This is a genomic window from Hydrogenophaga sp. LT287, assembly GCF_055702805.1.
This window is the reverse complement of sequence record NZ_JBVPZC010000032.1, coordinates 16,321-29,652: the sequence shown is the minus strand read 5'-3', so window position 1 is coordinate 29,652 and position 13,332 is coordinate 16,321. Positions and strand designations below refer to the sequence as shown.

General features: G+C 66.9%; 14 protein-coding genes. 9 read left to right on the top strand and 5 right to left on the bottom strand.

Annotation, left to right across the window (positions count from 1 at the left end):
- Together AC0GNR_RS17120 and AC0GNR_RS17115 are read right to left on the bottom strand one after the other, a co-directional pair.
- On the bottom strand, positions 1-131 hold a 131-nt coding region (locus AC0GNR_RS17120), incomplete at its 3' end, for a helix-turn-helix domain-containing protein (RefSeq protein ID WP_472901826.1).
- A gap of 59 nt (positions 132-190) precedes the next feature.
- The gene (locus tag AC0GNR_RS17115; RefSeq protein ID WP_472902105.1) at positions 191-364 is read right to left on the bottom strand and encodes a hypothetical protein; all 174 of its coding nucleotides are present in this window, start codon (positions 362-364) and stop codon (positions 191-193) included.
- Positions 365-543: 179 nt separating this feature from the next.
- Here AC0GNR_RS17115 and glcE point away from each other — a divergent pair, with 179 nt between their 5' ends.
- The 4 genes from glcE (at position 544) to AC0GNR_RS17095 (ending at position 4,128) form a co-directional block, all read left to right on the top strand.
- Positions 544-1,665 carry a glycolate oxidase subunit GlcE gene (gene glcE / locus AC0GNR_RS17110; RefSeq protein ID WP_472902104.1) on the top strand — a complete coding sequence of 374 codons (1,122 nt, stop codon included), beginning with the start codon at positions 544-546 and terminating at the stop codon, positions 1,663-1,665.
- A gap of 99 nt (positions 1,666-1,764) precedes the next feature.
- Positions 1,765-2,997, top strand: coding sequence for a glycolate oxidase subunit GlcF (glcF, locus tag AC0GNR_RS17105; protein WP_472902103.1), 1,233 nt, complete (start codon positions 1,765-1,767; stop codon positions 2,995-2,997).
- Positions 2,998-3,007: 10 nt separating this feature from the next.
- On the top strand, positions 3,008-3,382 hold the full coding sequence (locus tag AC0GNR_RS17100; protein ID WP_472902102.1) for a CidA/LrgA family protein: 375 nt from the start codon (positions 3,008-3,010) through the stop codon (positions 3,380-3,382).
- Positions 3,379-4,128 (top strand): LrgB family protein, encoded by a 750-nt coding sequence (locus tag AC0GNR_RS17095; protein ID WP_472902101.1) that lies wholly within the window; start codon positions 3,379-3,381, stop codon positions 4,126-4,128. Before AC0GNR_RS17100 ends, AC0GNR_RS17095 begins: the two co-directional genes overlap by 4 nt.
- Before the next feature lie 174 nt (positions 4,129-4,302).
- On the opposite strand, the gene AC0GNR_RS17090 is transcribed toward AC0GNR_RS17095, so the two are convergent.
- Positions 4,303-5,256 (bottom strand): EamA family transporter, encoded by a 954-nt coding sequence (locus AC0GNR_RS17090; RefSeq protein ID WP_472902100.1) that lies wholly within the window; start codon positions 5,254-5,256, stop codon positions 4,303-4,305.
- A gap of 75 nt (positions 5,257-5,331) precedes the next feature.
- Between AC0GNR_RS17090 and AC0GNR_RS17085 the strand changes: the two genes are divergently transcribed.
- A complete protein-coding gene (locus AC0GNR_RS17085) occupies positions 5,332-5,787 on the top strand; it encodes an Lrp/AsnC family transcriptional regulator (protein WP_472902099.1) in 456 nt (151 codons plus the stop codon).
- Between the two features lie 2 nt (positions 5,788-5,789).
- On the opposite strand, the gene AC0GNR_RS17080 is transcribed toward AC0GNR_RS17085, so the two are convergent.
- Positions 5,790-6,275, bottom strand: coding sequence for a glutathione peroxidase (locus AC0GNR_RS17080; protein ID WP_472902098.1), 486 nt, complete (start codon positions 6,273-6,275; stop codon positions 5,790-5,792).
- 167 nt (positions 6,276-6,442) lie between these two features.
- On the opposite strand from AC0GNR_RS17080, the gene AC0GNR_RS17075 reads away from it, so the two are divergent.
- Positions 6,443-7,726, top strand: coding sequence for a response regulator (locus AC0GNR_RS17075; RefSeq protein WP_472902097.1), 1,284 nt, complete (start codon positions 6,443-6,445; stop codon positions 7,724-7,726).
- A gap of 214 nt (positions 7,727-7,940) precedes the next feature.
- On the opposite strand, the gene lplT is transcribed toward AC0GNR_RS17075, so the two are convergent.
- A complete protein-coding gene (lplT, locus tag AC0GNR_RS17070; protein WP_472902096.1) occupies positions 7,941-9,224 on the bottom strand; it encodes a lysophospholipid transporter LplT in 1,284 nt (427 codons plus the stop codon).
- 203 nt (positions 9,225-9,427) lie between these two features.
- On the opposite strand from lplT, the gene alr reads away from it, so the two are divergent.
- The 3 genes from alr (at position 9,428) to AC0GNR_RS17055 (ending at position 13,328) form a co-directional block, all read left to right on the top strand.
- On the top strand, positions 9,428-10,561 hold the full coding sequence (gene alr, locus AC0GNR_RS17065) for an alanine racemase (RefSeq protein ID WP_472902095.1): 1,134 nt from the start codon (positions 9,428-9,430) through the stop codon (positions 10,559-10,561).
- A 199-nt stretch (positions 10,562-10,760) separates the two neighbouring features.
- Entirely contained in the window at positions 10,761-12,002 is a 1,242-nt protein-coding gene (locus AC0GNR_RS17060; protein WP_472902094.1) for an MFS transporter, read from the top strand.
- A gap of 147 nt (positions 12,003-12,149) precedes the next feature.
- Entirely contained in the window at positions 12,150-13,328 is a 1,179-nt protein-coding gene (locus AC0GNR_RS17055; RefSeq protein ID WP_472902093.1) for an efflux RND transporter periplasmic adaptor subunit, read from the top strand.
- Positions 13,329-13,332 lie beyond the last annotated feature (4 nt).

The following is a 13,332-nucleotide window of genomic DNA, read 5'->3' as shown; positions in this document are numbered from 1 at the left end:
GGCTCGGCCATCTGGCCGTCCTTGAGCCACTTGGTGGCTGTGTTGCGCGAGATACCGAGGCGCCTGCTGGCCTCGCGCACCGACACGTCCTGCCTCAGCACGAGGCGGCGTAACTTGCTCAATGTGCTCACGTTGATCACTCCTGCTCCTCCGTGCTGAAAAATTCAGCAGGATAGAGCGGCAACGTGGCTCAGATTTCAACGTGAACTCGTCCCGAAATGGCCCAGTTTTGGAAATGAATCAACACGTTGGCCATGTTCACCACACGCACCGGCCCGGGCGGCTCATCGGTGATGGCGCCCCGGAACGCGAACCCCGGCAAGAGGTCCGTTACAGTGTCGATTGAGATTTCTGCATTCAGCATGCGGCGGATCGTAGCACGAATTTGAATTTTATTAATGCAGTTTGTCGCATACTGCAGATTATTTTATATGAGTTAAGGGTGTTGATAGAAGGCGTGCTTGTTGCCCAGCTGAAAAACTTGCACAGAAGACCACAGGAATTCTCATTCTGCTGTTGGCTTGCCGCTCTTAATATGTGTGCATGTCTTCCACACTTTCCCAATTTCCCAACCACTTGATCGAACAGGTGCGGACCGCGAGAGCGGCAAATCGGCCGATGCGCATCACCGGTGGTGACACCAAGACCTTCTACGGCGAGCCTACGGTGGGCGATACCCTGTCTACCGCCGACTGGGCCGGTATCGTCAGCTTCGAGCCCACCGAACTGGTGGTGACGGTGCGCGCCGGCACCCCGCTGGCCGAGCTGGAAGCGGTGTTGGCCGAAAAAGGCCAGTGCTTTCCGTTTGAGCCGCCGCGCTTTGGCGCCGGTGGCACGGTGGGCGGCATGGTGGCTGCCGGCCTCGCGGGCCCGGCCCGCGCCTGCGTGGGCAGCGTGCGAGACTTCGTGCTCGGCGCTCAGTTCATCAACGGCCGGGGTGAGCTGCTCACCTTTGGTGGCCAGGTCATGAAAAACGTGGCGGGTTACGACGTCAGCCGCGTCATGGCCGGCTCGCTCGGCACGCTGGGTGTGCTGGCCGAGCTGAGCCTGAAGGTGCTGCCGGTGGCCCCGGCCGAAGCCACGCTGGTGTTTGAGTTGAACCAGGCCGGCGCCCTGGAGCAACTGCACCGCTGGGGCGGCCAACCCTTGCCCATCAATGCCTCGTGTTGGGTGCGCGACGACACCGCGCCCGGCGCGCCCGAGCTGCTGTTTGTTCGCCTGCGCGGCGCGGTGGCCGCCGTGGAAGCGGCCTGCGTCCGCATGGCCCAGGAAGCGGGTGGCAAGCGTATGGACAACGCCCAGGCCGGCGCCGACTGGACCGCCTGCCGCGACCAGACCTTGCCGTTCTTCACCCCGCCAGCCCCCGACCTGTGCCTGTGGCGCCTGTCGCTGCCGCAAACCGCGCCGGTGCTGGCGTTGCCTTATGCCCAGTTGATCGAATGGCAAGGCGCCCAGCGCTGGCTGTGGGCGCCCGCGTCCGCAGCGGCCGAACTGCGCGGCGCCGCAGCGGCTGTCAACGGCCACGCCACCCTGTTCCGTGCGGGCGCCGACGGTGCGCCCGGTGTACCCCGCTTCAGCCGCCAAACGCCGGCCATTGAAACCATCACCCAGCGCCTGCGCGAGCAATTTGACCCGGCAGGCATCTTCAACCCCGGCAGAACATAAGCCCCCATGCTCCGCCACTGAGCATGGTTGGTGACCCCCTGAGGGGGCGCTAACCCGGCTCGGGGTGGCCCGGCGCCAGGTTTTTTGAGCTGAACACACATGCAAACCAACCTCTCCCCCGAATACCAGGCCCGTGCCGATGGACGCGCCGCCGAGGCGATTTTGCGCAAGTGCGTGCACTGCGGCTTTTGCACCGCCACCTGCCCCACGTACCAGCTGCTGGGCGACGAGCTGGACGGACCGCGCGGGCGCATCTATTTGATGAAGCAGGTGCTGGAGGGCGCCGAGCCCACACGCAAGACCCAGCTGCACCTGGACCGCTGCCTCACCTGCCGCAACTGCGAAACCACCTGCCCCAGCGGGGTGGACTATGGCCACCTGATCGACATTGGCCGCAAGCTGGTGGACGAAAAGGTGCCGCGCCCGGCGAGCGAAAAAGCGGTGCGCTGGCTGCTCAAAGAAGGCCTGCCGTCGCCGCTGTTTGGCCCGGCCATGAAGATGGGCCAGATGGTGCGCGGTCTGCTGCCGGGCACGCTGAAAAACAAGGTGCCCGCCAAGCAAGACGCGGGTCGCTGGCCCACCACCGTGCATGCGCGCAAGGTGCTCATACTGGCGGGCTGCGTGCAGCCGGCCATGATGCCCAACATCAACTCGGCCACTGCGCGCGTGCTCGACGCGGCGGGCATCCAGGCCGTCATCGCGCCCAAGGCCGGCTGCTGCGGTGCGGTCAAGTTCCACCTGAACGACCAGGACGGCGGCAAGCGCGAGATGCGCGCCAACATCGACGCCTGGTGGCCAGTGATCGAAGACGGTGTCGAGGCCATCGTCATGAACGCCTCGGGCTGCGGCGTCACGGTGAAGGAATACGGACACATCCTGGCCGACGACCCGACCTATGCCGCCAAAGCGGCGCGCATCAGCGAACTGACCCGAGACCTGAGCGAGCTGCTGCCTGCGCTGGTGCCGGTGCTCAAGCCCAAGCTGGCCGGCCAGCCCGACGCCAACAAGGTGATCGGTTTTCACCCGCCTTGCACATTGCAGCACGGTCAGCAGCTCAAGGGTGGCGTTGAAACGCACCTGGCGGCCCTGGGCTTCACCGTGCAGGTGGCAAAAAACGAGGCGCACCTGTGTTGCGGCTCGGCCGGCACCTATTCGGTGCTCAACCCCGAGCTGTCTTACCAGCTGCGCGACCGCAAGCTCGGCCATCTGGACGAGCTCAAGCCCGCCGTGATCACCAGCGCCAACATCGGTTGCATCACCCACCTGCAAAGCGGCACCGAAACGCCGGTGCGGCATTGGGTCGAAATTCTGGACGACGCGCTCGCGGGGTAAGCTCGCCCGCATGATCCCCGCGCTCGCCACCCTGCTTGTTTTCCAGTTGCTGGGCGAAGCGCTGGTGTTTGCGCTCGCCGCACCTGTGCCGGGCCCGGTGGTCGGTTTGGCGCTGTTGTTGCTGGTGCTGGTGCTGCGCCCGGCCTGGCTGCAGGCCATCAAGCCCACGGCGCAAACGCTGTTGCAACACCTGTCGCTGCTGTTTGTGCCGGCGGGTGTGGGCGTCATGCTGCACCTGCAGCGCCTGGGTGACGAGGCGCTGGCCATCGGCGTGGCGCTGGTGTTGAGCACGCTGGTGGGGCTGGCCAGTGCCGCCCTTACCATGGCCTGGCTCATGAAGCGCGTGGCGCCCCCGCCCCAGGCGGTGGATGGAGAACAGCCATGAACCCGGTGTTGCCTGCGGCGGCCGAGCGCCTGGCCGATGTGTGGGTCTACCTGGCCACCACGCCGCTGCTGGGCCTGACCGTGACGCTGCTGGTGTACCAGGCCGCTTTCATGCTCTACCAGCGCAGCGGCTTTCACCCGCTGGCCAACCCGGTGGCCATGGCCGTGGTGGCGCTGGGCACTTTGCTGTGGGCCACGGGCACGCCCTACGCCACCTATTTCGAGGGCGCGCAGTTCGTCCACTTTTTGCTCGGTCCGGCCACGGTGGCGCTGGCGGTGCCGCTGTTTGAACAGCTCGCGCGCCTCAAGCGCCTGTGGCTGCCCATGGTGGGTGCGCTGGTGGTGGGCACGCTGGCCGCCACGGTCACGGCCATCGGTGTGGGCTGGGCGCTGGGTGCGTCCAAGGCCACGCTGGCATCGCTGGCGCCCAAGTCGGTCACCACGCCGGTGGCCATGGGCATTGCCGAAAAGATTGGCGGCCTGCCTTCGCTCACCGCCGTGCTGGTGGTCAGCACCGGCATTGTGGGGGCGGCCAGTGCCCGCTTTTTGTTTGATGCCCTGCGCATCACCGACCCCACCGTGCGCGGCTTCGCGCTGGGCACGGCCGCCCACGGCATCGGCACCGCACGCGCGTTTCAGGTGAGCGAAGAAATGGGCGCCTTCGCCGGCCTGGCCATGGGTTTGAGCGCGCTGTTCAGCGCGCTGGCGTTGCCGCTGGTGGCGGGGCTGCTGCTGCGCTGGGTCTGAGAGGCTGAGCGTCTCTCATTCGCGCCCGCTCACCACCCCAAAACACACCCGCTCGGCGTTACCAATGCGCGCCATAGCCCGAGCCATGGCTGTGCTTTGCGCCTGGACCGGGCACGTTTTTTGAGGCGCTGCTCGGACACGCCCAAAACGCTCAGCCTCTGAACCTGCCGCGCGTCATGCGCCGCGCAACCCGCCCGGGCGCAGGCGCGGCTGTAACCAGCGCCACACCGGCTGGCCGTAGGCAATGAAGCCCAGCGCCAGCAAGATCAGCGGCAGGGCGATGAAGACCTGACCGGTCAGCACCTCACCGCCCAGGGCCACACCCACCCACAGCGCCACCCCGGGGTTGACGAACGAATAGCTGCCCGCCAGCGCGGCCGATGTGTTTTTGAGCAGCCACAAATACGCGTTGAGCGTGACCAGCGTGCCCATGACCACCAGGTAGCCCCAGGCCAGGGCCGATGTCAGGCTCAACTGCGCCGGGCTCCAGGTCTGGGCAGCGGGCTCCAGCAGCGCGGCGGCGGCGGTGCCCATCAGGCCACCCAGCAGCCACTGCGCAGCCGAGGCCATGGCGGGCGCGGGCAGGTCCAGCTTGCGCGAGGCGTAAGAGCCGATGCTCCAGAGCAGCGGCGCGCCGAAAGCCAGCAGGGCGCCCAGCCAGGTGGCTGAAAAGTCACCTTCCAGCGCCAGCACGGCCGCACCGGCCACGCCAAGCGCCAGCCCGATCCAGCTCGTCACGGGCACAGCTTCGCCGCCCCAGCGGGTCCACAGCGCCAGCCACATGGGCATGGTGGTGACCACGGTGGCCATCAAGCCCGAGCCAATGCCCATCTTCTGCGCCATCACCACCATGCCCATGGCACCGCAGACCATGAGGCCGCCGATCAGGGCCGAGTGCCGCCACTGCGCACCGGTGGGCCAGGGCAGGCGCTGCCAGCGCGCAATGGCGAGCATGATGGCGCCCGCAGCGACAAAGCGGGTGCCGTTCATCAGCAGCGGCGGCATCGACTGCATGGCCAGGTTCAGCGCGTTGTAGGTCGTGCCCCAGACGATGTAGACGATCAGCAGCGCGGTGATCAGCTTGATGCGGGCATCTCTGGCGCCAGGCAAGCGGAAAATGATTGGCATTTCGGGTCTCAAGACGGAAAATGTTCGGTGCCGAGTTGGCGGAGCCGAGTTGGCGGAGCCGAATTTATCCGAAGAATGCACCCAATGCAAGACAATTTCCAGACAGACGACCTTGACAGGAGAATTCTTACGGCCTTGGCCTCGGATAGCCGCCGTTCGTACGCTGATGTGGCTTCCGAAGTGGGCATGTCGACCGCTGCCGTGCACGAGCGCGTGCGAAAAATGGTGGAGCGGGGCGTGATTGAGCGCTTTTCGATCCGGGTGGTGCCCGAGGCGCTGGGCCTTCACCTGACGGCTTTTGTGGCCATTCGCAACGACGGCGGCGCCCACTGCCGCGACATTGCCGAGCGCCTGCGGGAACTGCCCGAAGTGGTGGAGGTGCACAGCGTGGCCGGCGAGCACGACTCGCTCGTCAAGGTGCGCTGCGCCAACGCGCGGGCGCTGGAAGATGTGCTGTACGCCATCAAGGCCATTGCGGGCGTGCTGCGCACCACCAGCACGGTGGTGCTCAACACGGAATTCGAACGCTGAAATCAGGCTGTCAGGGCGGCCTCGATGTCCTTGGCCAGCTTGTCGGGCGCGTCCTGGGGTGCGTAGCGTTTGAGCACCCGCCCGTCTTTGCCCACCAGAAACTTGGTGAAGTTCCACTTGATGGCCTTGCTGCCCAGCAGGCCGGGGGCTTCGGCGCTGAGCCACTGGTAGAGCGGGTGGGCCTCGGCGCCGTTGACGTCGATTTTGCTCATCATGGGAAAGCTCACGCCAAAGTTTTTCTGGCAAAAAGCCCCAATTTCTTCGTTGCTGCCCGGGTCCTGGCTGCCAAACTGGTTGCAGGGAAAGCCCAGCACCACCAGACCGCGTGCGCCGTAGCTCTGGTGCAATTTTTCCAGCCCGCCAAACTGGGGTGTGAAGCCACAGGCGCTGGCGGTGTTCACGATCAGCAAGGTTTTGCCGCGGAATTGCTCAAGTGAGACCGGTTTGCCGTCGATGGATTGGGCGTCAAAGTCGTAAATGCTGCTCATGAAAACTCCTGGGTGGTGACGAATGGCGCGATTGTGGCGGCATGTGGGCTGGGGCGCGCAATCCGTCACAGCGGCCCTGCCCAGCGGCAGGTGGTGTGGGGGGTATGCACCGTTCGCGGGCATACTCAGCTCAAAACGGCGTCTGGCTTTTATTTCAGGGTGTCTACATGGGCGGTTCGTACACAGTGGCTTTGGTGGGTTTTGCCCAAAATGAGTCGTCAACCTTCGAGTCGTTTTTTCGGCTGGCCGCCCGTCGCCCGCCCGGGTACCTGGTGCAAGACGAAGTCATGGACGCGCAAATCCTGATCGTTAACGCCGACAACACCCAGGCCCTGCACCTGGTGCGCTACGCCGAATTGCCGGGCAAAGTGCTGCTGCTGGGTAACAGCGACGGGGGCACCGGCTGGCCGCTACAGCGCAAGCCGGTGAAGCTGGTGTCGGTGCTGGCGGCGCTGGACGCCATTGTTGGGGTCAGCCCGGCGGCGCCGGCCCGCAAGCCCGCGGCGGCGTCGGCCAAGTTCGCCGCCACGCAGCCTTTTCAGGCCTCACAAACCCAGGGGCTGGATGCCAGCATGCGCCGGGCCAGTGGCCAGCTGGCGGCGGCCGAACCCGCCCTCAAGCGCTCGCGTGCGGGCGAAGACCGCAATTTTCCTGCGACCCAGCCGTTTTCTGAGAGCGTTCCGGCGCCCATGGTCCCGGCCGTGACGGGGCGGCGCAAAGCCGCCGAGTCTGAATTCCCGCCCACCCGGCCCATGACGCGAAGCAGCGCTGCCGGGGCGCCTGCGCCAAAACGGCCCACGGGAGGGGATGCGCCCGCAGCCCCTGCACTAGCACAGGCACCCGTTCGCCGCGTCGGTGCGCCCATGGTCCCCGCCGTATCCGGCAGGTCCGCGCGCCCGGGTGTGATGCGCCTGACCGACTTTGGGGGGCTGGACGAACTGCCCGCCCCGCCTTCAGCGCCGGCGCCTTCGCGCAGCAGCAAAAACTCGCGCTCACCCCGCTCCCAGCTCAGCGCCAGCAAAGCCCCGGTGCCCGAGGTGCAGCGCGGCGACGTGCTGCTGGTGGCCGAAAGCCTGGTGGAAGGGCGCATTTTGCACAAGCGCTTCAAGCGCTACGGCCTGTCGATCGACTGGTCGCGCGAAGCGGCCCAAGCGCTGGTCATGCTCAAAGCCCATCCGTACCGGCTGGTGGTCATCGACCGGCTCAACGGCGAACCCGATGCCTACCAGGTGTGCCGCAACACCAAACAGCGCAAGCTGGCCAACGGCCAGGCGCCGGTGGTGATCATGTTTGCGCCCACGGCGGGCAGCATGGACCGCATGAAAGCCGGCCTGGCCGGCAGCGACGCCTACCTGTCGCGCTCGGTCGGCGAGGCCGATCTCTACAAAGTGCTGGCCCAGCACCGGCTGGTGAGCCTGGATGGCTTTGAGAAAACCAATATAAGTTTTTGAGTTTCCCCCCGCGCCGCGCCTAAGGGCGCGTCTCCCCCCCCAGGGGGCGATGCGAGTGGCCCGGCAAAGCCGGTTCCACCGCATCCTGCGTGAAAGCATTTCGCTTCGGAAGGGGAGTTGAGCCCAGGGCACCGCGGAACTGGCTTTGCCAGGCCGCCAGTGCCGCCCCCTGGGGGGGTGACGCGCCCTTAGGCGCGGCGCGGGGGGAGCCGATCTACCCGTGCAAGTCGTCCCGGCGGGCGATTTCCAGCAGGCGCTCCAGCTCGTGCGGGTGCGCACGCTGGTTGTGGCGGTGCCACAGGGCGATGACCCACATAAAGCCGGCCACCAGCACGCCAAAGGCGGTGATGGCCATGAACGCCGACCAGCCTGCGGCGGTGGAGAAGCTGTACATCGCGCCCAAAATCAAGATGCAGGCCTGTTCGTTGAAGTTTTGCACCGCAATGGAGCGGCCTGCGCCCATCAGGTTGTGGCCGCGGTGCTGCAGCAGTGCGTTCATGGGCACCACCAAAAAACCGCCCAGGCCACCGAGCAGCACCAGGAACGGTGCGGCCACCCACACGTTGTCGATGAAGTTCATCAAGATCACCAACAACCCCATGGCGATGCCCAGTGGCATCACGCGGGTGGCCTGGTCGAGCTTCATGCGCATCGAGGCCACCACCGCACCCACCGCCGTGCCCAGTGCCACCACGCCCACCAGGCTGGAGGCCTGTGTGGTGCTGTAGCCCAGCGCGGCGCCGGCCCAGGCCAGCACGATGTAGCGCAGGTTGCCCGAAACGCCCCAGAACAGGGTGGTCGTGGCCAACGAAATCTGGCCCAGGCGGTCGCGCCACAGGCGGCTGTTGCAGCGCCAGAAGTCGGGCAGCAGGGCCAGCGGGTTCTTGGGCATGGGCCGCGGCGTCACGCCGGTCAGCGGTATGCGCAGGTTGAAAACCGACGCCACCACATACACCAGCACCAGCACCCCAATGGCCGCCTTGGCTGCGCTGTCGATGCCGGTGTCCACACCAGGAATGTCAATGGACAGCAACAAGCCGGACAGCCACGGCCCCACCAGCTGACCACCCAGCAGCACACCCAGGATGATGGAAGCGATCGTCAAGCCTTCGATCCAGCCGTTGGCCTTGACCAATTGCGACGGCGGCAGCAGCTCGGTCAAGATGCCGTATTTGGCCGGCGAATAGGCCGCCGCACCCAGGCCCACCAGGGTGTAGGCCAACAGGGGGTGCACACCCACCAGCATCATCAGACAGCCCACCACCTTGATGGCGTTGCTGATGAACATGACCTGGCCTTTGGGTCTGGCGTCGGCAAAAGCGCCCACAAAAGGCGCTAATACCACATAAAACAGCGCAAACAGCGGCACCAGCGCCGCGCTCTGCCATTCGGGTGCGCCGCGCGTGCGCAGCAGTTCAATGGCGGCCACGAACAGCGCGTTGTCAGCCAGAGAGCTGAAAAACTGCGCCGTCATGATGGTGTAGAAGCCGCGCTTCATGGGGATGATTTTGTACGCCGGGCCACGCCAGGGGACGCTGGTGGGGTGGCCTGATGCGGCTTTTTTATGCGAAAGTCAGCGGGTCTCCAAGGATGCCGGGTTATAGCACGCCACTTGTGAGCGTCTGTAAACAACCGGTGCCGCGGCCCCCCTGGCCGCAGGCCCTTGCCCTTTGGTTGCTGCCCGCTTTTTTGCCGACTGCCATGCCCCGTCCGATCCTCGCCACCGTGCACCCCGACGCTTTGCGCCACAACCTGCAGCGTGCCCGCGACTGCGCGCCTGACGCGCGGGTCTGGGCGGTGGTCAAGGCCAACGCCTACGGCCATGGCATTGAGCGCACGTTTGACGCCCTGCGCAGCGCCGACGGCTTTGCCCTGCTCGACCTGGCCGAGGCCGAACGCATCCGGGCGCTCGACTGGCGCGGGCCCATTCTTTTGCTCGAAGGCGTGTTTGAGCCGCGCGACCTGGAGCTGTGTTCGCGCCTGCACCTGTGGCACACGGTGCACTGCAGCGAACAGATTGACTGGCTGGCAGCGCACAAAACGCAGCTGCCCCATCGCGTGTTCCTCAAGCTCAACAGCGGCATGAACCGCCTGGGCTTCACGCCCACCGCCTTTCGCGCCGCCTGGGCGCGGCTCAACGCGCTGCCGCAGGTGGAAGAAATTTCGCTCATGACCCACTTCAGCGACGCCGACGGCCCGCGCGGTGTGGCCCACCAGGTGGCGGCCTTTGAAGCCGCCACCGCCGACCTGCCGGGCGAGCGCACCCTGTGCAACAGCGCGGCCATGCTGCGCTTTGCCCGCCAAGCGCTGCGGGTGGACCCGGGCGCGCCCGCCACCGAAACCCTGAGCGCGGACTGGGTCCGCTCAGGCATTGCCACCTACGGCAGCGCGCCCGACCATCCCCAGCGCACCGCCGCCGACTGGGGACTGCAGCCCGCCATGACCTTGTCCAGCCGGTTGATTGCGGTGCAGCAACTGCAGACGGGCGACACCGTGGGCTACGGCTCGGCCTTCACCGCCGAGCGGCCACAACGCATTGGCGTGGTGGCCTGCGGCTATGCAGACGGCTACCCGCGCCACGCGCCCAACGGCACACCGGTGCTGGTGGCCGGGGTGCGCACCCGTGTGGTGGGTCGCGTCAGCATGGACATGATCACCGTCGACCTGGCGCCGCTGGACGCCCTGGGCGTGCCTTGCGGCGTGGGCACCGAGGTGGTGTTGTGGGGCGTGAGCGCGTCGGGCGCGGTGTTGCCGGTGGACGAGGTGGCGGCGGCGGCGGGCACCATCTCTTACGAGCTGCTGTGCGCGGTGGCTCCGCGGGTGCGGTTCGAGTAGTTTTCCCCGCGCCGTCACCCCTATGGGCGGTGCGAGTGGTCTGGCTGGTTCCACCGCATCCTGAGCCCTGTCGCGCGCGCCGGATCTGGCGTGGGTGGTTACCAAGCGGATTCTTTTTGGCAGGTGGTGGGCTTGTGGTTTGGGTCGCGCGTGACAATCGATTGCACTGCCCTGCAACCGCCGCACCGAAAGCCCTGCCTTGACCACCTTCCGCTCCCCCCTGGCCATGTTGATGGGCTTGCCCTTTGTGGCCTGGGTCATTTTGTACTGCGCCGTGACCTGGGGCATTTTCGGAGCCTTGCTGGGCGCGGTCACGCCCAACTTGCGGGCGCAAATGGGCGTGTCGTTTCAGCAAATCGGCTGGCTCATGGCCCTGTGGAGCGCGGGCGGTGCGGTGGGTTCGTTGCTCGGGGGGTCTATTGCCAAGCGCTTCCCGCCTTACAAGCTGCTCGTGGGCTACACCGTGCTGGTGGTGGGGGCCCTGGCGGGCGTGTTGCTGGCGCCCAGCTTTGGCTGGCTGGCCTTGTTCATGGTCACCATCGCCACGTTTGAGACCGCGTTGTTCACCCTGGGCCATGGTCTGCTGGCCGAACTGAGTGACGACCCGGAACTGCGCACCCGTATCGTCAGCCTGGTGGACGTGGCCTACAGCCTGGGCACGGTGCTGTCGCCCCTGCTCGTGGCTGCGGTGCTGTTGTGGTCACCGCAATGGCGCGCGCCCTACGCGGCGTTTGGGTTGCTGGCGCTGGTGATGCTGGTCATGACGCTGCAGCGCTCTCGGCTGCGCGGCGTGGGCTTTCGGGTGCATGTGTTGGACGCCACCGAGTCCCGCGCCAGCCACCGTCCGCTGGGCTACGCCGGGTTGTTGCGCCAGCCGCTGGTGCGCTGGGTGCTGGCGGCCGGTGTGTGCAGCGGCCTCACGGAATGGGGCCAGTATTTCTGGTTTGTGAGCTTTGCCACCGAGTCGCTCGGCCTGCACGAGCAAAGCGCCCGGCTCGCGTTGGGCTTCCTCATGGCGGGCATGGTGGTGGGTCGAGTCTGGCAGGCGTTTGGCCACAGCCGCTGGTCGCTGGAGCAAAAGATTCTGCGGCTGGGCACACTGGCCAGCGTGGCGCTGGCGGCCGTGTGGTTCACCCCGGCCGGCGCGCCGTTTGTGTGGCTGGCCCTGTGCAACTTTGCGGCGGGGCTGGGCGTGTCGGTGGCGTTTCCCATCTTGCTGGGCAGCGCCTTGCGCGGTTTCCCGCAAGAGGCCCCGCGCCTTTCGGCCCTGCTCATGATCGCCTTCACCGTGGGCGCCCAACTGGCCGCACTGCTCATGGGCGAGCTGGCCGAAACCCACGGGCTGCGAGTGGCGTACGCCACCCTGGTGCTGGCCGCCGTGGCGTTTGTGGGCTGTGTCTGGCAGCTGGGCCGGCTGCGCGCGCGCGCGTTGGCCACTTGATTGCTTGCGCTCAACGGCGCACCCTGCATTTCACCTGAACCTGTTGTGAGGCTTGGCCCTTCCCGGCGCAGGTAGGCCAATGACCGCTCAATGTTGTACCCCTGGGGGTATATGTGTATACTGCAGGCCGTATAGGAGAAACGCACCATGATCCCCCGAAAAACCGCCCGTTTGTCCCAGTCTGTCGTTGCCCGTGCGCAAGCTTTGGCGCCCCACACGCAGTCCCAGCGCCGCTGGGTGCTGGCGGGTTTGTCGCTGGCCATGGTGACCGGGGTGGCCTTGTTCACCGCTGGCGGCGTGCACGCGCAGGCCGCAGCCGGCGCGCCGCAGGTGCCCGTGGTGGTGGTGGGTGCCCAGGCGGTGGGCGCCGGTGTGGCGCTGGACGGCAGCTTGCAGGCCGTGCGCCAGAGCGTGTTGTCGGCCCAGGCCAGCGGCCGCATTGCCAGCCTGTCGGTGAAAGCCGGCGACCGGGTGAAGGCCGGCCAGGTGCTGGCCGTGATCGACGACCGCGCCACCCAGGCTGGTGTGGCGCAGGCGCAGGCTGGCTTTGCCGAAGCCGACGCCAACCTGGCCAACGCCAAGGCCCACTTTGAGCGCACGCGCGACCTGCGCGCCCAGGGCTTCGTGGCCCAGGCTGCGCTGGACACTGCGCAGGCTCAGCTCAAAGCAGCGCAAGCCGGTGTGGCGGCTGCCCGCGCCGGGCAAACGCAAGCCGGTGTGGCCCAGGGTTTCACCCGCCTCACCGCGCCTTACGACGGCTGGGTGCTGGCCACCCACGCCGAAGCCGGTGGCCTGGCCATGCCCGGTGCGCCGGTGCTCACGGTGTACGCGCCGCAACCCATTCGCGCGGTGGTGCATGTGCCCGCCTCGCAGCAAACCCTGGCCCAGCAGGCCAAGCGCATTGAAGTGCAGTTGCCCGGCACCGACCGCTGGGTGACCCCCGCCAGCCAGACCAGCCTGCCCGCGGCCGACCCGGTATCGCAAACCGTGGAATGGCGCCTGGACCTGAGCGCCGCCGATGGCGCCGGCCAGGTGCCCGGTCGCCAGGTGCGCGTGCGCTTTGTGGGTGGTACCGCACAGCCCGACAGCCAGCGGCTGGTATTGCCCGAAACGGCCCTGCTGCGCCGCGGTGAGCTCACCGGCGTGTATGTGGTGTCCAGCAAGGGCGAAGGCCAGCCAGCCGGGTTTGCGCTGCGTGCGGTGCGCACCGGTGCGGTCCACGGCAGCGCCGGGGTGGAAGTGTTGGCAGGCCTGAAAGCCGGCGACCGTGTGGCGCTGGACCCGGTGCGCGCCGGCCTGTCGGGCGCTGTGCCCGCCGCCCAGTAAGGAC

What these genes read in the sequence shown, in the direction of transcription:
- AC0GNR_RS17115 (WP_472902105.1), bottom strand. Translation starts at nt 364, where the DNA reads ATGCTGAATGCAGAAATCTCAATCGACACTGTAACGGACCTCTTGCCG.
- glcE (WP_472902104.1), top strand. Translation starts at nt 544, where the DNA reads ATGTCTTCCACACTTTCCCAATTTCCCAACCACTTGATCGAACAGGTG.
- glcF (WP_472902103.1), top strand. Translation starts at nt 1,765, where the DNA reads ATGCAAACCAACCTCTCCCCCGAATACCAGGCCCGTGCCGATGGACGC.
- AC0GNR_RS17100 (WP_472902102.1), top strand. Translation starts at nt 3,008, where the DNA reads ATGATCCCCGCGCTCGCCACCCTGCTTGTTTTCCAGTTGCTGGGCGAA.
- AC0GNR_RS17095 (WP_472902101.1), top strand. Translation starts at nt 3,379, where the DNA reads ATGAACCCGGTGTTGCCTGCGGCGGCCGAGCGCCTGGCCGATGTGTGG.
- AC0GNR_RS17090 (WP_472902100.1), bottom strand. Translation starts at nt 5,256, where the DNA reads ATGCCAATCATTTTCCGCTTGCCTGGCGCCAGAGATGCCCGCATCAAG.
- AC0GNR_RS17085 (WP_472902099.1), top strand. Translation starts at nt 5,332, where the DNA reads ATGCACCCAATGCAAGACAATTTCCAGACAGACGACCTTGACAGGAGA.
- AC0GNR_RS17080 (WP_472902098.1), bottom strand. Translation starts at nt 6,275, where the DNA reads ATGAGCAGCATTTACGACTTTGACGCCCAATCCATCGACGGCAAACCG.
- AC0GNR_RS17075 (WP_472902097.1), top strand. Translation starts at nt 6,443, where the DNA reads ATGGGCGGTTCGTACACAGTGGCTTTGGTGGGTTTTGCCCAAAATGAG.
- lplT (WP_472902096.1), bottom strand. Translation starts at nt 9,224, where the DNA reads ATGAAGCGCGGCTTCTACACCATCATGACGGCGCAGTTTTTCAGCTCT.
- alr (WP_472902095.1), top strand. Translation starts at nt 9,428, where the DNA reads ATGCCCCGTCCGATCCTCGCCACCGTGCACCCCGACGCTTTGCGCCAC.
- AC0GNR_RS17055 (WP_472902093.1), top strand. Translation starts at nt 12,150, where the DNA reads ATGATCCCCCGAAAAACCGCCCGTTTGTCCCAGTCTGTCGTTGCCCGT.